General features: G+C 60.6%; 13 protein-coding genes and 1 tRNA gene. 9 read left to right on the top strand and 5 right to left on the bottom strand.

Features of this window, described 5'->3' with window-relative positions:
* Window positions 1-75 precede the first annotated feature (75 nt).
* From E2N92_RS02625 to E2N92_RS02615, 3 genes are all read left to right on the top strand, one after another.
* Window positions 76-160, top strand: a tRNA-Leu gene (locus E2N92_RS02625).
* Between the two features lie 609 nt (window positions 161-769).
* On the top strand, window positions 770-2,776 hold the full coding sequence (locus E2N92_RS02620) for a methyl-accepting chemotaxis protein (protein WP_220682151.1): 2,007 nt from the start codon (window positions 770-772) through the stop codon (window positions 2,774-2,776).
* Window positions 2,777-2,785: 9 nt separating this feature from the next.
* Complete coding sequence (locus tag E2N92_RS02615; protein ID WP_220682150.1) at window positions 2,786-3,244, top strand: chemotaxis protein CheW; 459 nt, start codon at window positions 2,786-2,788, stop codon at window positions 3,242-3,244.
* Here the strand turns inward: E2N92_RS02615 and E2N92_RS02610 are convergent.
* Window positions 3,219-4,145, bottom strand: a complete 927-nt coding sequence (locus tag E2N92_RS02610) for a flavodoxin family protein (RefSeq protein ID WP_246589286.1) — start codon at window positions 4,143-4,145, stop codon at window positions 3,219-3,221. The two genes, E2N92_RS02615 and E2N92_RS02610, sit on opposite strands and share 26 nt — an antisense overlap.
* A 56-nt stretch (window positions 4,146-4,201) precedes the next feature.
* On the opposite strand from E2N92_RS02610, the gene E2N92_RS02605 reads away from it, so the two are divergent.
* Window positions 4,202-5,161, top strand: a complete 960-nt coding sequence (locus tag E2N92_RS02605; protein WP_220682149.1) for a sugar phosphate isomerase/epimerase family protein — start codon at window positions 4,202-4,204, stop codon at window positions 5,159-5,161.
* A 25-nt stretch (window positions 5,162-5,186) separates the two neighbouring features.
* On the opposite strand, the gene E2N92_RS02600 is transcribed toward E2N92_RS02605, so the two are convergent.
* The 4 genes from E2N92_RS02600 to E2N92_RS02585 form a co-directional block, all read right to left on the bottom strand.
* Window positions 5,187-6,128 carry a ketopantoate reductase family protein gene (locus tag E2N92_RS02600; RefSeq protein WP_220682148.1) on the bottom strand — a complete coding sequence of 314 codons (942 nt, stop codon included), beginning with the start codon at window positions 6,126-6,128 and terminating at the stop codon, window positions 5,187-5,189.
* A 43-nt stretch (window positions 6,129-6,171) separates the two neighbouring features.
* On the bottom strand, window positions 6,172-7,155 hold the full coding sequence (locus tag E2N92_RS02595; RefSeq protein ID WP_220682147.1) for a hypothetical protein: 984 nt from the start codon (window positions 7,153-7,155) through the stop codon (window positions 6,172-6,174).
* A 1,348-nt stretch (window positions 7,156-8,503) separates the two neighbouring features.
* A complete protein-coding gene (locus E2N92_RS02590; protein ID WP_220682146.1) occupies window positions 8,504-9,052 on the bottom strand; it encodes a YqhA family protein in 549 nt (182 codons plus the stop codon).
* A gap of 87 nt (window positions 9,053-9,139) precedes the next feature.
* Entirely contained in the window at window positions 9,140-10,210 is a 1,071-nt protein-coding gene (locus E2N92_RS02585; RefSeq protein ID WP_220682145.1) for an NAD(P)/FAD-dependent oxidoreductase, read from the bottom strand.
* A 129-nt stretch (window positions 10,211-10,339) separates the two neighbouring features.
* Here E2N92_RS02585 and E2N92_RS02580 point away from each other — a divergent pair, with 129 nt between their 5' ends.
* The 5 genes from E2N92_RS02580 to E2N92_RS02560 all read left to right on the top strand — a co-directional run bounded on the left by E2N92_RS02580 (window position 10,340) and on the right by E2N92_RS02560 (window position 14,290).
* Window positions 10,340-11,110 (top strand): PHP domain-containing protein, encoded by a 771-nt coding sequence (locus E2N92_RS02580; protein WP_220682144.1) that lies wholly within the window; start codon window positions 10,340-10,342, stop codon window positions 11,108-11,110.
* 43 nt (window positions 11,111-11,153) lie between these two features.
* Window positions 11,154-12,266 (top strand): hypothetical protein, encoded by a 1,113-nt coding sequence (locus E2N92_RS02575; RefSeq protein ID WP_220682143.1) that lies wholly within the window; start codon window positions 11,154-11,156, stop codon window positions 12,264-12,266.
* A gap of 16 nt (window positions 12,267-12,282) precedes the next feature.
* A complete protein-coding gene (locus E2N92_RS02570) occupies window positions 12,283-12,507 on the top strand; it encodes a hypothetical protein (protein ID WP_220682142.1) in 225 nt (74 codons plus the stop codon).
* A 63-nt stretch (window positions 12,508-12,570) separates the two neighbouring features.
* The gene (locus E2N92_RS02565) at window positions 12,571-12,753 is read left to right on the top strand and encodes a hypothetical protein (RefSeq protein WP_220683041.1); all 183 of its coding nucleotides are present in this window, start codon (window positions 12,571-12,573) and stop codon (window positions 12,751-12,753) included.
* Window positions 12,743-14,290, top strand: coding sequence for a DEAD/DEAH box helicase (locus E2N92_RS02560; protein WP_246589285.1), 1,548 nt, complete (start codon window positions 12,743-12,745; stop codon window positions 14,288-14,290). The genes E2N92_RS02565 and E2N92_RS02560 overlap by 11 nt, the downstream gene beginning before the upstream one ends.
* The last annotated feature ends 527 nt before the right edge of the window (window positions 14,291-14,817 follow it).

Genomic DNA, 14,817 nt, shown 5'->3' with positions numbered 1-14,817 from the left:
TAAAATCAGGTGGTCCGGTATCTATGGTTTTTATAGGGGGCGCTCATATCAGAGAGTGGTCTTTGCGAAGCGGGAGCGAGGGTTGCCGAGCCGGGTCAAAGGCGCTGGATTTAGGGTCCAGTCTTGTAGAAGTTCGAGGGTTCGAATCCCTCCCCTCGCATTCATCCTGAACGCAGGTGTTTTTTTCTTGCTCTTCGTTTTTCCCGATGCAATCGTTTCTGACAGGTGGCACTCTGGACTGTCTGAGAGGAAAAGATTCTGCGGTGATCGCGAGGGATCCGGTTTTCTCTCATGAGTGTGGAAACCGTGGGTGCTGAGGAGATGTACGCTTCACACCCGCTATGGAGAGTCCAGTTCATGGGAAGATGTTGTGGCGGTTCTATGTCTCTGTCCTCTTGCAGTGCGTCTTTGTTTGGTATATTGATCGGTTCATAATATGTATTGATGATAAATAATCTCATGAAAATCTTTTATTTCAGAATATAACTTAAGAATTAGCTACGATTGGAGACGATCGTATGCAAGAATATTAAATTTAGCTTATTTTCTTCATGGTGACAAAAATGATAATTATAATTCTCAATAATCATAGAATTAGGTGACAAATTAATAGAAAATATTATTTGTGATGAGTTAACTCTAGTTATTTATGCTCCGCTGGCTGTGAAAGCCACCAGTAGCGAATGCTGATGGAGATACCCTCATCAAATGGATTAGAATCCCATACGCTTGGTAGAGTGTAGAGTATATACTGGCAGGTGAATCGAAGATGGAGATTACAGAGATTACCAAAACCATATCAAGAGCACTGAACGGGGATTTTTCACAGACCCTCGATGAAGAACAGTGTGACGCAGAGATCAGGCCCATCGCAGCGGCAGTGAACGAACTGATCGGGAAACTGCAGACGAAGGAAGAAGAGAACGAGGAACTCACTCTCAGTCTGAAGAATTACACCCGGACCGTCGCCGAGAACCCGGTGCCCATGCTCTACCTGGACGCCGATTGCAATGTCGTCAACGGCAACAAGGCCTTCGAAGAGTTCAGCGGGATGAGTCACGACGAGGTCGTCGGAATACATGCCGAGGACTTCACAATCCTCGAACAGGAAGGGGACGGCCTCAGCGACACCCTCAGGAAGAAGACGCGGGGAGTCTCCAGGACGGTGGTCGAATATCCTGTCGGGGTGAAGCGCGCCCTCGAGTACAGCATCCCCTTCCTTGACGAAGATGGGAAAGTTGAGGGTATCCTCCTCGTCCTCGTCGACACCACCGCGGCGGACGAAGAGCAGGCGCGGGCTGAAAAAATTGCCGAGGAGGCAGAAGCGAAGGCCCAGTGGTATCAAGAGATCATGGACGCCGTCCCGTACCCGATCACCGTCACCGACATGGCGATGAACTGGACGGCGATGAATACCGCCTTCGCGGAATCCTTCAGCCTCGATCGCGACCACCAGATCGGCCGGCACTGCAGCGCCACGAACGGCCCGCTCTGCCACAACGACGGCTGTGGCATCAAACAACTCCAGAAAAGCGGGAAGGACGCGATCACCACCTACTTTGACGTCGGTGAGGAGAACTTCCAGCTTTACTGTGCCTATCTCAAAGACGCGGTGGGCCAGAGGGCCGGGCACATCGAGATCGTCCAGGACATCACCGTCATCAAGGAACAGGAGAAGCAGGCGAAAGATAACGCACGCTGGCTTGAAGAGAGTGCAGGTGAACTGGAGGTGGCCCTCGAAGCCATGACAAAGAGGGACCTCACCGCTGCTCTTAAAATTCACAAGGACGATCCTCTCCTGAAACTGAAGCAAGATTTCCTTGACACCCGGAGTGCCATAACCGACCTGATGAGCGACATCATCATAGCCATCAAGGACGTTGATTCCAACACCGACGAGACGAGCAAGAGCGCCGAGGAGATCGCCAAGGCGATCGAGCAGGTAGCGATCAAGAGCCAGAAGACGTCGGACGACTCCAAAAAACAGCTCGACAACATCGAGGACGCCGCACGGGCGATGTCCGACCTCTCGGCATCGGTCGAGGAGATCGCCAGCACCTGCCAGGAGGTGCTCCATACCACCGAGAACGGGGCCGAAGTCGGCGAACAGGCCAAAAACCTCGGTGAGGAAGCGACCCAGAAGATGCAGGCGGTCGTGACCATCGCCCAGCGGGCGGTGGGGGAGATCGGCAAACTCAATTCCCAGATGCAGGAGATCGACAAGATCGTCAAGTTGATCACCGACATCTCCAACCAGACCAACCTGCTCGCGCTCAACGCCGCGATCGAGGCGGCCAGGGCCGGCGAACACGGCCGCGGCTTTGCCGTCGTCGCGGGTGAAGTGCGGAACCTTGCCGGCGAGTCAAAGAAGGCGACCAGCCACATCGAGGGACTGATCACCACCATCCAGGGCCAGACCGAGATGACGGCCAGGGACATGGAAGGGGTCTACGCCGAGATCAACTCGGGGATTGCCAGCGTCGACAAGACACTCGAGGCCCTCAACCACCTGGTCATGATGTCGAAGGAGGTCAAGGAGAACGTGACCGAGATCGCCAGGGCCACCGAAGACCAGGCCAGCAACACCAACCGCGTCACCGAGAGGGTGGCCGAGACGAGGGGCATGACCCAGGAGAACATGCACAACATCGAGGACATGGCCGCCCTCACCGAAGAAGTATCGGCCTCGGCCCAGGAGGTCGGGAGCGGCGCCCAGGAAGTCGCCGAGATGGTCACCCGCCTCAGGGAGAAGGTGGAAGGGTTCAAACTGGAGTGAGGCCGTGCCATGCCAGAAACTGTCGATGTCGTGAAATTCGAACTGGGCGGGGAGCGTTATGCTCTGGACATCTACCTGGCCCGGGAGATCGTGGAGATGATCCCGATCACCCCGGTCCCCAGGGCCTCGGCTCATATCGCCGGACTGATCAATCTCAGGGGCGAGGTGACCACCGTCATCGACCTCGCCGCGCTCCTCGGCGTCCCTGATCCCGAGACCGACATACCAAAGAAGATCATCGTGCTGATGCCGGAGGCGACCGGCGGGGCGAACGTCGGGGTGATCGTTGGCGATGTCCACAGCGTCATCCAGGTATCGGAGAAGAACGTCGAGCAGATCGAGCAGGCCCTCGGTGCCGACGGCTTTGTGAAGGGGATCATCAAGAACGGCGACGAGGACGCCGAGAAGGGTGAACTCGTGATCTGGCTGGATATGCTCAGGATCATGAAGGACAACGCGAGATACTGAGCGCGGCCCGCACTGCTTCCCGCACCCGTCCTTCCTGGCCGGGTATCGTCCTGACGTCCCGCACCCGGTCGATCCCGTCGATGAGCACCTCACCGGCCGGGACGATCCCGAGGTTCTCCATGAAGACCTCGACGACCGGTGCGAGATATGCAAAGTTTTCCCGGCCCTTCCGGCCGCAGACGCCGAGGAGAAGGCCGGATGTGCCCCTCAGCCGCCCCCTCCCCGTGAAGTTCAGGGCGGCGTGCAGGGCCTGGCAGCGGTCGACGAGGGCCTTGAGCCCTGACGGGACGGTGCTGGTGTAGACCGGCGAACAGACGACGAGGAGGCGGGCAGACCGCAGGGCGCGGACGACCCCCTCCATCTCGTCCTCGAAGGTGCAGGCGCCGGTGTTGTAGCACTGGTAACACCCGATGCACGGATGGATCTCCATGTCGTCCGGATAGAGCACCTGCACCGACTTTCCTGCAGCCCTGACCTCTTCGGCGACCCACCCGGCGAGGATGCTGCAGTTCCCATCGGCCCGCGGACTGCCCTGGACGACGAGCACGTCGGTGAGCGAGAGGGCCGGCGGGCGCCGGGTCTCTTCTTTTCCGAGATATTCGAGGAAGTCGAGGGGTTCGTCCTTCAACCCCTCTTCCCAGATCAAGGCGCGATGCCTGGCGACCGATGAGGGGTCGAGACCGACGGTCGGGGAGTATTCGTAGGTGTTGGTCCTGAAGACGGCGACCTCCTTTTTTCCGGCCCTGAGCGTGAGGGTGTAACGCTCCATGTCGGGGTACAGGGCCGAGAGGTCTTCTCTCTCAAGGGTGATGACAAACGTCCCTTCCGAAGTTCGGACCTCTCGCTCTTCAAGGAGGGCCCGCTTCCAGGCCATGAGGATGAGTGCACGGCCCCCGTTCATATACTCTCCGCCGGCAAACTTTTAACCAGGGGCCGGACGTTCATCTGCCGGGAGGCATGCCCGACTACTTTATCAGGTTCGACCTCAGGGGCGGGGACGAGGCGCTCATGGAGATGCAGGCGCGGTTTGCCTGCCGGCACCGGATGGGCCTTGAGGTCGGTATCAGGTCGCGGCGCGACCTGGAGACCCTGAAGAATTTCCTGGCAGGTCTTCCCCGGGCACCCGAGGTCTCGATACACCTCAGGAGGGGGAAGGAGTTTGATTTTTATTTCTCCGACGACGACCCGGGCCGGAACAGACACTCTATCGAGGCGGCGGTCGCCCTCCTCGATCTGCTTCCCGGCACCGCGGTCATCGTCCACGACGAGACCGACCCGCACGCCGGGACTCTCTCGGCATCCAGACTGGAGGCATATGCCGGTGCCTGCAGGGCGATCGACCCGCACCTCAGGCGGCATGGGAAGATCCTGTACGTGGAGTTCAGCGGGCGCCTTGTCCCCCGTGATTATATCGGGCTGATGGAGGCGGTCAGGGCGACAGGGGCGGAGTCGGTGGGGGCCTGCGTCGACACCGGACATCTCTACTACTATTTCAGAAAAAAAGTGAGGCAGAGAAGGGGAAAGGCCGTCGAGTCCATGAGTCGGTTCATCGGAGAGGTCAGGGCGACCGGTGTGCCGGTGGCGTATCATGTCCACGACTGCACCCCGGAGAGTCCTCATCCGCGCTCCCACGTCTCCGACCACCGGCCGGTGGGCGAGGGGGAGATCGGGCTTGGGGGGTTCAGGCGTATCGCCGGGTATCTTGCCGGGGAGAGGGTGACCCTTGAGATCCTCCCCTTCCCCGACCCCGGGAGGACCGTGCTCACCGACGAGGAGGTCACGCTCCTGACCGGATATGCCGCCGCTCACGGGACCGACGAGGGCCGGGAACTGCGGGACGGGAGGATCATGAAACGGACGCTGGAGGCGATGGCAGAGAGCAGGCGGGTCCTGGACGCCCTCATTGCGTCTGTATGAGAATGATATGGGAGGAGTGCCCGACCTATTTCCTCTCGTCAATCTCCCTGAACCTGACGAGGTCGGCGATGCACCGGTTGTACGGCGTCGGGATCCCGCGTCGCTCTCCCAGGTCGGCGATGTAGCCGTTGAGAAGGTCGATCTCGGTCCTCCGTCCCGCCTGGATGTCATAGTACATCGAGGGGTAGGCGGTGGCGAAGTCCGGGACCTGCACCGCGAAGAGGTGATCGAGATAGGCTTCTGCAGACGGCCATCTTGTCCCGACTCCCTCCGCATCCATCACCGCGAAGGTCTCTGAGACGATCTCCCTGATCACCCGCTGCAGGCGGGGGTCGGCCGCCTTTCCGACCGGGATGGAGAGGAGGGCGCAGATCGGATTGACCGAGAGGTTCAGGAGCGACTTCGACCATTTTGCCGACCTGATATCGGTGCTGGCCTCGACGAGAATGCCGGCCGAGCGTATCAGGTCGACGAGGCGTGGGAGTGCGTCGGCATCCGGGCCCGACCAGAGGCCAAAGACCATCGGACTGCTCTGGCTCTTCACCCTCACATGCCCGTCGCCGACGACCGAGAAGTTGGTGGTGACCGTGCCGCCGATGACGGTCCCGGCATAGTCGGCGATGACCTCTTCGTTGCCGATCCCGTTCTGAAGACTGGCGACGGTCCTCCCCCTGAGCACGTCGGCGTACTCCTCGCAGACCGCTCTGGTGTCAAAGCCCTTCGCCGTGACGATGACGAGGTCGGGTGCTGGCGGCGCCTCTCCGGGCCCGGCGACGCAGGCGATCTCCCGCACGGTGCGCTCCCCCCAGACCCCTTCCATCACGAGACCGTCTCGCCTGACCGCCGCGGCATGGCGCGGCCGGCATGCGACGGCGACCCTGGCGACCCCGGCAAGTGCCCCGGCAAGGGAGAGGCCCACCCCTCCCGCACCAAGGATCAGGACTACGGGTCGTTCTGGTTCAGTCATATCTCTGGTATCGTTCGGTGCACGACAGGATAACGGTATCCCGCTACCTTCCTCTCCAGAAGGCGCCGGCCAGGGCCGCGGCCAGGGCAAGGAGCGGTCCGAGGACCAACCCGGCCCAGAGAAGGAGGCCGAGCAGCCCGACGCCGGCCATCTTCAGGAAAAAGCCCTTCCGCTCGCTCTCCATCCCGGCCCTGAGGGCGACGACGCCGAGGAGCATCGGGCCGAGGGCGAAGAGGAGGGTGAACAGGGCCGAAGCGGCCCATCCGGTCTGCGCGAGGGTGATCCCCATCTGGAGGAGGACCATCGCCCCTCCGCCGACATACAGCAGTCCGGCCACAAGGGCCAGGAGCCCGGGCAGGTCGGGGCGCCGCGGTGCCCGGAAGAGAAAGACGGCGCCGAGTGCCAGGGTCAACACGAGGGGGCCGAAGACCAGGGCCGGAGACTGCCCCTCCCAGAGATGGACGCCGACCACGGAGAGCGGGACCCCGAGCCACTCTGAGGGTGAAAACTCCTCTCTGAACCCGACCGAGAGCCCGAAGTTCCCTTCGTCTCCGGCGACAGCGGCATAATAGGTGCCCGGCACGGTGGCGACGAGAGTGTATGCCGCCACCGGATAGAGTGCCGAGGGGGTGAAGGGTTCGTACTCGGGACGTTCGGGTGGGGTGCTCTCCACGACGACGGCGCCGGTGTCCGGCGGGACCTCGACGCCGGAGGGGACGGCCCCGGAGGGGGCGACTTCCGGCCCCATTACCACCAGCGTCGGCAGCGAGGCGGGACGGCCGGGGGTGAAGAGGCCGAGGCGGAGTTCGTCTCCTTCTTCCAGGTCGAAGCGGTAGTACTTCACCCCGCCGCCGGGCGGGAGGGTGTCGTAGACCACCCAGGACTTTTCCGGGTCTTCGACGGCGAGGGCATGGTCGAGGTGGTCGTTCTCTCCGCCCTGGACCGGGACATGGGCCGTGCCCACCGTGGTGCAGAGGCAGAGGGCGAGCAGGCACGCGAGTGCGAGGGATCTGTGGATGACACTCATGCCCGCACCTGTTCCTGACGTTATATGAAAGTGACCCCGCCCGGCGGACCCGCCACCGCGGTTGGTGAAGGGAGAGGAGATCTGGGGGCCCGGGGGGGTTTGGCATGATCAGACCTCTGCCTTCCCGCCCCTATCTTCATCCATGGAGTCTGAGGGCGGCGCCCCCGGCGTGAGGGTGTGAAAAGGCGAATGTTCAAAACGTCCGGGTGGAAGGCAGATGATGATCCGATGTGCCGCCCCTATCGTCGGATCTTCACCGTCATCTCGCGCTGGGGGGTTGCACCCCCCGGAACCCCCCACGACGAAGATAGGAGCGGGGCGGCCATGGAACAAGATCCCCGCCGATTCTCCTGTCTTGAAAAGAGGGCTCTGTAGAAACCATCCTCTTTTCATCACCTCAATCCCCCTGTGAACTGAATCCATCGCCTTCCCTCATGCTCATGCCGGGGGCTCCGCCCCCGGGCCCCCTGGATGAAGATTGGGGCGGAAGGCGGAGAAATGACCCTGAAAGTGGGGTTGCAGTCCGCCTCCTATCTTCGTGTGGGGGGTTCGGGGGGCGGCCAGCCCCCCGTCGAAGAGAACCATCAAGATGATTTACTATGAAAATGATCCTGACGATCCTCTCTTCAGGTTTGCATGAGAATTTGAACTCGCCATATCCCGTTGAGGCCAATACGCAGAGGATAGAAAATTCTTCTGATGGATCGGCCGCCCTCATCGCAGCATCTTCACCGCCGTCTCGCGCCGGGGGGCGTTGCCCCCCGGGCCCCCCCACGACGAAGATAGGGGCGGGGCGGCACGATGCTCGACTTCGATTCACTCCTCGAACGCAAGGATGAGAGTCAAGAATCGATCCAGTCCTGAGATGATATTTTCATCCCGTATGCTTGAGGCGTGATCTCGCCTCATGATGAATTACTATGAAAATGATCCAGAATATTGGCTCTGGGGATGCGGATAATGATTTTACCGCCCCAAGCATCTGCATGGACTTGATACGCAGAGGACAGAAACACCCTCTGAACGATCAACACTCTGCCTTCCCGGTCCTATCTTCATTCCGGGGTTCGGGGGGCAGCGCCCCCGGCACCGATGTATGGGAAAGCGTGATGATCAGGCGTGCCACCCCCTATCGCACGATCGTTCCTGCCATCTCGCGAGAAGATGAGATGGGGTGGGGGCGGCGATGGAGCGAGGTATCAACCAGTTCTCCTGTCCTGAAAAGGAGAGATCAACCGAAGAGAGATTTTCATCCCGTATGCTTGAGCTGCGGGTTCATGCCCAATTCTACAAAGCAGGTCACACAAAAACGATCTGAAAAGATGGAGGTGCCCATCCCCCCGGCCACTCACACCTTATGCTTGTGCATGTAATAGACACCGAGCGAGATCGCCAGGATCGAGAGGGCCATGAAGAGCATGTCCTGCGACGTCTCGAATTCCATCGTGAGCACCCTCTGGAAGAAACTGACGATGAGCACCATGATGATGACCTTGATGATCTTGCTTTTGAGGTCGTCGAGGGTATAGATCTCGAGGATATTGTTGAAGTCCCCTTCTTTACGTGCGATGTCGATCTTCGAGATGAAGAGTTCGTAGATCCCGAAACTGAAGATCAACAACACGACCCCGATCAGGTAAAAGTCGATGGCTCCGACGATCCCGATCAGGATCTCCTCGTGCTTGACCGAGGCCTCGGCGATCGAGATGCTGTGCATCAGCGTCGTGACGATCTCGATCGAACCCGAGATAAAAAGCACGACCGCACTCAATATCCCGAAAACGACGGCAAGCAACACGATGAACCGGGAGTTCCAGAGACATGTCTCGATCGTCCGCTCGATGAAACTCTGTTCGTCGTGGTTTTTTACACCTGGGGGTGAAGGGTGGGGGTCCATTTCTCCCAGATCATGGTCCCCGATCTGTACAAATAATTTGTGAAAAACCATTCGGGACAGTAGAGGTGTACCCTCCCTCTCATGACCTCATGCTACAGGCACCTTCCCGTAGCGCACCTCCATGTGCCGTCCGGCCTTACGGTACAGCAGCCTCTGGTAGGTGTTGAAGGTGTAGAATGAACGGAGGTACGGCAACGGATCCTTCACCCCTCTCAGTCGCCGGTAGATCCCGGCATAGTTCTCCAGACCATACCGGTCCCAGAGGTAGCGGTTGACCACGCCGGCTTTCAGCATATCGCCGAAGGCTTCCTCTGCCGCGTGGCCGTAGTCGAAGTCCTTGATGATGCTCTCGGCAGCGAGGCGGCCAGACCTGACGGCATACAGGATCCCGAATCCCCAGAAGGGATCCTGGAGGCCGGCCGCTTCCCCGGCGTACCGTCTCCTCTGGACCTGGAAGTGCGGCGGCAGGACAAATCTCCCCACTCCGCCGCAGGGCTTTGGCTCCCGGACCTCCAGGTCGACGAGTTCGGAGAAGGCCTGTTCGGCCTCGGCCAGACAGGCCCCTGCCTCGTCGAAGCACCTGGTCAGCATCGTGCAGAGGCAGCCGCGGCCGTTCATCACGAGGAGATAGGCATACCCATTCCTGGATGCGGTGGTGTTGATAAGCCCGTAAGCCAGGTCGTCCATCGAGGTCGAGAAGGTGTAGCCTTTCGCGACGGCATGCACGCCCCGCCTGTCGGGACCGGTGGCCACGATGTCGGCTTTCTCCACCGGGATGGATTCATTGAACCTGATCTCGGCCCCGGCATCGAGAGCCTGCTCTTTGAGGGCGTGGTCGAGACTGCCGGGTTCGTTACCCCGCCTGACCAGATAGAAGGCCGGCTTCTGACAGGCAAAGGAGAGCACCTCCCGGCCGTCTGAGACCGAGAGACGGGGGTAGGGGCGGTGCTCGAACGTAGGCCTGATTCCGATCTCCCCGAGACGTTCGATGACGTCAGTGGCATCCGACCAGTTTTCCAGGCCCTGAAGGTCGCCCCTGAAGCGCATCCCGACGTCTCTCCGCCTTTCGTACACCTCTACATCGAACCCTGCCTTCGCCAGGGCGATGGCCGAGGAGAGCCCGGCCGGGCCTGCACCCAGGATCCGGATCATATCCATAGGGGGTGATCCTGCCATTCCTGGCATATACAGGTGGCGGTCGAACGTCGCCGCGAACTCTATATTTTATAGAGGGCCCCAGAAGATCCATCGGGCACCTCTATAATTTGGGGGCCATGATTTCTATTCATGTCATTGTGGAACGGGCCGGTTGATCGCGTTCAGACGACCGCTGCAGACGCTGGACGCGCCAGGCTTGACATGCATGTCCACACCTCTTACTCGCCTGATGCCGTCGTCGGGACCGACGCCGTCGTCCGGGCATGGCAGACACGCCGGGTCCTTGCCCTGGTCTGCGACCACGACACCGTCCGCGGCTCCGAAGAGGTCTACCGCCGGATCAGAGCGGTCGACCCCGACGTACCTTTCATCCGTGCCGAGGAGATCTCGACGGCCGAGGGGGAGGTGATCGGCGCCTTCCTCACCGAGGAGATCCCCCCTGGTCTCTCCGCCGCCGAGACCGTCGACCTGATCAGGGAGCAGGGCGCCATCTCGATCGTCCCCCACCCCTTCTGCACCTTCAGGTCGAGCGCCATCGAGAGGCGCGCCCTGGATGAGGTCATCGGCCGGGTCGATATCATCGAGGGCTACAATGCCAGGAACGTCTCGCCGGAGGCGAACGGCACGGCAGAGACATACGCCATGACCCACAATAAAATGCTCTCCGCCGGTTCGGACGCACATCTTCCCTTCGAACTCTGCCGAACTTTCGTCGAACTCGAACCCTTCGATGGACCGAAAGACCTCCTTGCCCACCTCAGGGAAGGGACAATCCATTTCAGGGTCACCAACCCGGCAGTGCATACGGTCTCGCGGGCGGTGAAGGCCGTGAAGCGTGCCGGCCTTCTTCCGGGGGATCAGCAGATTCTCGCCCGTTTGGAATCAGGAATGGAACATTAAATGGGATATATTATTTTACAAATATATTTATAGTGCGGACGATATGATCAGGATCCAGACCGAGTGCCTGCGTCCCGACGGTCCGGACCCCCCCGACCTCTTTCCGGCCCCGGTCTGGTCAGGAGGTGCTGAGATGCTCGAGAACGAGACGGTAATCAGTGCGGTCTGCACCTATGCAGACGCCGAGAAAGGCTTGTTGAGGGAGGGGATCGCGGCGGTCGAACTCCCGGAAGAATTTGTGGCCGTCCTCCCCGAATATGAGGAACACTTCGGTGAACGGAACCGGTTTCTCTGGCAGTGGTGCTGGAAGATCCTGTACGAGGAGGATCCGGCCTTCGGTTTCTCCTCTGTCCCCCCGGCATGCCGCCGGGATGCGGCGCTGGTCAAACTCTTCATCATCCTGGCCACGACGGTGACCGACGACGTCTCCGACCGGCATCAGAACCGGCGGCTGCTTGAGGTGATGCTCCAGGTCCCGTTCAGGCGCGACGACCTGCAGGTGCCGGGCGACCTGAAGCCCGAAGAGGCGCGCCGGGTCCGCTACCTCGCCGCGCTCTTCGACGAGATCTATGCCAGGGTGGAAGCGGCGCCGCGCTGGGCCGAGTTCGGCGACCTCTTCTTCTTCGATCTTGTCCAGACCTGGAACTCGTTCAGGTACGCCTATCTCATCAACCGGCACCCCGAGGCGATCAGCCATGCCGAGAACCTCTCCTACAACTCGCACAACATGACCATCTACATCTGCGGGACGGTGGACGTCCTGTACTCGCCTGCCCTCAGGAAGGAAGACCTCCCCTATCTCAGGGAACTGGTCTGGTACGGTCAGCAGATGGTCAGGATCGGCAACTGGGTCGGCACCTGGGAGCGGGAGGTCGGGGAAGGCGACTACTCCTCCGGGGTGATGAGCTGGGCGCTGGCCTACGGGCTCATCACGCCTGCCGACATCGCCGCCCACCGCGCCTCGGGTGACGATGCAGCCTTCCTCTCCTATCTCAGGGATGCAAACGTGGAGGAACGGCTTATGGAAGAGTGGGAGGAGGACCATCGACGGGTGAGAGAGATCAGTGGACAGATCCGTTCGGTCGACGCCGCCGAGTACATCTGGGGACTCGAGACCCTGATGGCCTACTTCCTCGCGTGCCGCGGGTTGATCTAATATATTTTTCCCGAAGATGTACGGCAACCCGGCGGTGATTATTCCATGGTGGAGAAGCGTGACTGCAGGCCTCGGCGAGAGGGTTTCGATCGATGACCGATACCTGCGCAAATTCATGCTGGAAGGCTGTTGTGCCCATATTCTCGATCATAGCAGGAGGGAGCGTCTCAGGCTCCCGATAGCGTTCGGCCTCAAGTCCTCCCTCCTCCGCGCCCCCGCGCCCGCCCGCGCGAGGAGATGAATATGGCCGTAATGGGAGCAATATGCGATAAAGAGCTCTATATCTCCGTCTTCTGGAACCCTGATGAGCATCATCCGGGATAGAGGTTTTCAGAAAAAGGGCCGGAGAGAGGAATTTGTCCCTGCCCTGACATGGTACCTAATGAGGGGTGAGCACACACTTGTAAGGAATGCAAGAATATTGTGGCTTCTCAAGTTTTTCCATCTCCCCGAATATCCTCAAGGCAATAGAAGATATGGGCTTTGAGGAGCCAACACCCATCCAGAAACTCGCTATTCCAAAGATACTGGAAGGAAATGACGTTACCGGTCAGGCCCAGACCGGTACGGGCAAGACGGCGGCATTCGGGATTCCGCTCGTCGAAAAGATCGCTCCTGAAGACCCCAGGACGCAGGCGCTGATCCTCTCTCCGACGCGCGAACTCGCCCTCCAGACCTCCGGCGAGATCAGAAGGCTTTCTCGCTACGAGGGAAATCTCTCGGTCGTCCCGATCTACGGCGGGCAGCCGATCGGGCGGCAGTTCGGAGCACTGCGGCGCGGGGCGCAGATCATCGTCGGGACGCCGGGACGGGTGATCGATCACCTGGAGCGCGGCACCCTCTCCCTTGACGCTGTGCAGACCGTCGTCCTCGACGAGGCCGACCAGATGCTGGACATGGGTTTCAGGGAGGACATCGAGCGGATCCTCTCGGAGACCCCGGAAGACCGCCAGACCGTCCTCTTCTCGGCGACGATGCCCAGACCGATCCGTGAGATCTCGCGCCGGTTCCAGCGGGATCCGGCATTTGTGCGGGTGCAGCAGAAAGAGATGACCGTCCCGCAGGTCGAGCAACTCTCGGTGAAGGTGCGGGGGAAGGAGAAGCCGGAGGTGCTCTCCAGGCTCCTCCAGATCTACAACCCCGAACTCACGATCGTCTTCTGCAACACCAAGCAGGGAGTGGACGACCTCACTGCGCAACTCCATGCCCTGGGGGTCAGGGCCGAGGCCCTCCACGGCGGGATGAAGCAGATGCAGCGCGACCGGGTGATGGGCAGGTTCAGGAACGACGCCATCGATGTGCTCATCGCCACCGACGTCGCCGCCAGGGGGATCGATGTCGAGGACGTGGAACTGGTCATCAACTACGACCTCCCGCAGGACATCGAGTATTATGTCCACCGGATCGGGCGGACGGCCAGGGCCGGGCGCGGCGGCCGGGCGATCACCTTTGTCGGACCGCGGGACGGGTACCGGCTGAAGGCGATCGAACGCCACTCCAGGGCCAGGATCCACAACCTTCCGGTCCCGACCGAGCGTGACGTCGAGAAGAGCAGAATGCGCAACCTGGCCGAGAAAGTCAGGCAGACGATCGAGGACGGGGACCTCGACCGGTACGCCGGGATCATCGACCAGGTGATCGGCGAGGACGATCTCTCTCCCAGGGACGTCGCGGCGGCCCTCCTGAAGATGACGCTCAGTCACGGGACGCGGCAAAAATCGGCGGCAACAGGTGCGGAACCTGAGGACAGAAGCGAGGTGGAGGCAGGGATGGTCCGTCTTCACCTCAACGCCGGCAAAGACCGCAACCTCAGGCCCAAAGATATCGTGGGGGCCCTGGCCGGTGAGACCGGGATCTCCGGACGGTCTATCGGGGCGATCCGGATCGAAGAGACCAACACCTTTGTCGAAGTGCCCGAGGAGTCGGCAAAGGCCGTCGTCGAGCGCATGAAGGGCAAGAGCATCGGCAGCGTCCGCCTCATCGGCGGAACCTGCCTCACCTTTGCGACACCGGCCAACCGGTGAGACGAATTCTCTTTTTTCGGCTCTGTAGAAAACACCCTCTTTTCATCACCTCAACCCCCCTGTGACCTTCATCCATCGCCTTCCTTCATGCTTATGCCGGGGGCTCCGCCCCGGACCCCCTGGATGAAAATTGGGGCGGAAGACGGAGCAATGATCCTGAAAGGGGGGTTGCCGTCCACCGCCTCTCTTCGTGCGGGGGTTCGGGGGCGGCAGGCCCCCCGTCGAAGAGAACCGTCACGATGATTTACCATGAGCATATCCCAAAAGTAGCCGGAGTTCGATCAATCATCCGGATCAAGACTCTTTTCGGCCGTTCATCTGCCTTCCCTGCTTCAATTGCCATCCTGAGGTTTCCAGAGGCAACGCCCCCCGTGTGAGTGACGGAGGAAGGCAGACCGATCAGACGTGCCGCCCACAGAGAGCATAAAGAATGGTTCCTTGCTCTCTCCTGCCGGGGGGAGACCCCCCGGACCCCCCCACGACGAAGATGGGGGTGGGGCGGCAATAATCTCTTGAACGACGCCGTG

Origin of the sequence: Methanofollis formosanus, from assembly GCF_019633745.1 — an archaeon.
GTDB classification, from domain to species: domain Archaea; phylum Halobacteriota; class Methanomicrobia; order Methanomicrobiales; family Methanofollaceae; genus Methanofollis; species Methanofollis formosanus.
The sequence above is the reverse complement of the archived record's forward strand: the minus strand, read 5'-3'. Positions and strand labels throughout refer to the sequence as shown.

Bases quoted from the DNA above. Each gene is read 5' to 3' on its own strand.
- E2N92_RS02610 (WP_246589286.1), bottom strand. From the start codon at position 4,145: ATGAACGGGGGCCGTGCACTCATCCTCATGGCCTGGAAGCGGGCCCTC.
- E2N92_RS02605 (WP_220682149.1), top strand. From the start codon at position 4,202: ATGCCCGACTACTTTATCAGGTTCGACCTCAGGGGCGGGGACGAGGCG.
- E2N92_RS02575 (WP_220682143.1), top strand. From the start codon at position 11,154: ATGATCAGGATCCAGACCGAGTGCCTGCGTCCCGACGGTCCGGACCCC.
- E2N92_RS02565 (WP_220683041.1), top strand. From the start codon at position 12,571: ATGAGCATCATCCGGGATAGAGGTTTTCAGAAAAAGGGCCGGAGAGAG.
- E2N92_RS02615 (WP_220682150.1), top strand. From the start codon at position 2,786: ATGCCAGAAACTGTCGATGTCGTGAAATTCGAACTGGGCGGGGAGCGT.
- E2N92_RS02585 (WP_220682145.1), bottom strand. From the start codon at position 10,210: ATGGATATGATCCGGATCCTGGGTGCAGGCCCGGCCGGGCTCTCCTCG.
- E2N92_RS02595 (WP_220682147.1), bottom strand. From the start codon at position 7,155: ATGAGTGTCATCCACAGATCCCTCGCACTCGCGTGCCTGCTCGCCCTC.
- E2N92_RS02570 (WP_220682142.1), top strand. From the start codon at position 12,283: ATGTACGGCAACCCGGCGGTGATTATTCCATGGTGGAGAAGCGTGACT.
- E2N92_RS02620 (WP_220682151.1), top strand. From the start codon at position 770: ATGGAGATTACAGAGATTACCAAAACCATATCAAGAGCACTGAACGGG.
- E2N92_RS02600 (WP_220682148.1), bottom strand. From the start codon at position 6,128: ATGACTGAACCAGAACGACCCGTAGTCCTGATCCTTGGTGCGGGAGGG.
- E2N92_RS02580 (WP_220682144.1), top strand. From the start codon at position 10,340: ATGTCATTGTGGAACGGGCCGGTTGATCGCGTTCAGACGACCGCTGCA.
- E2N92_RS02560 (WP_246589285.1), top strand. From the start codon at position 12,743: ATGGGCTTTGAGGAGCCAACACCCATCCAGAAACTCGCTATTCCAAAG.
- E2N92_RS02590 (WP_220682146.1), bottom strand. From the start codon at position 9,052: ATGGACCCCCACCCTTCACCCCCAGGTGTAAAAAACCACGACGAACAG.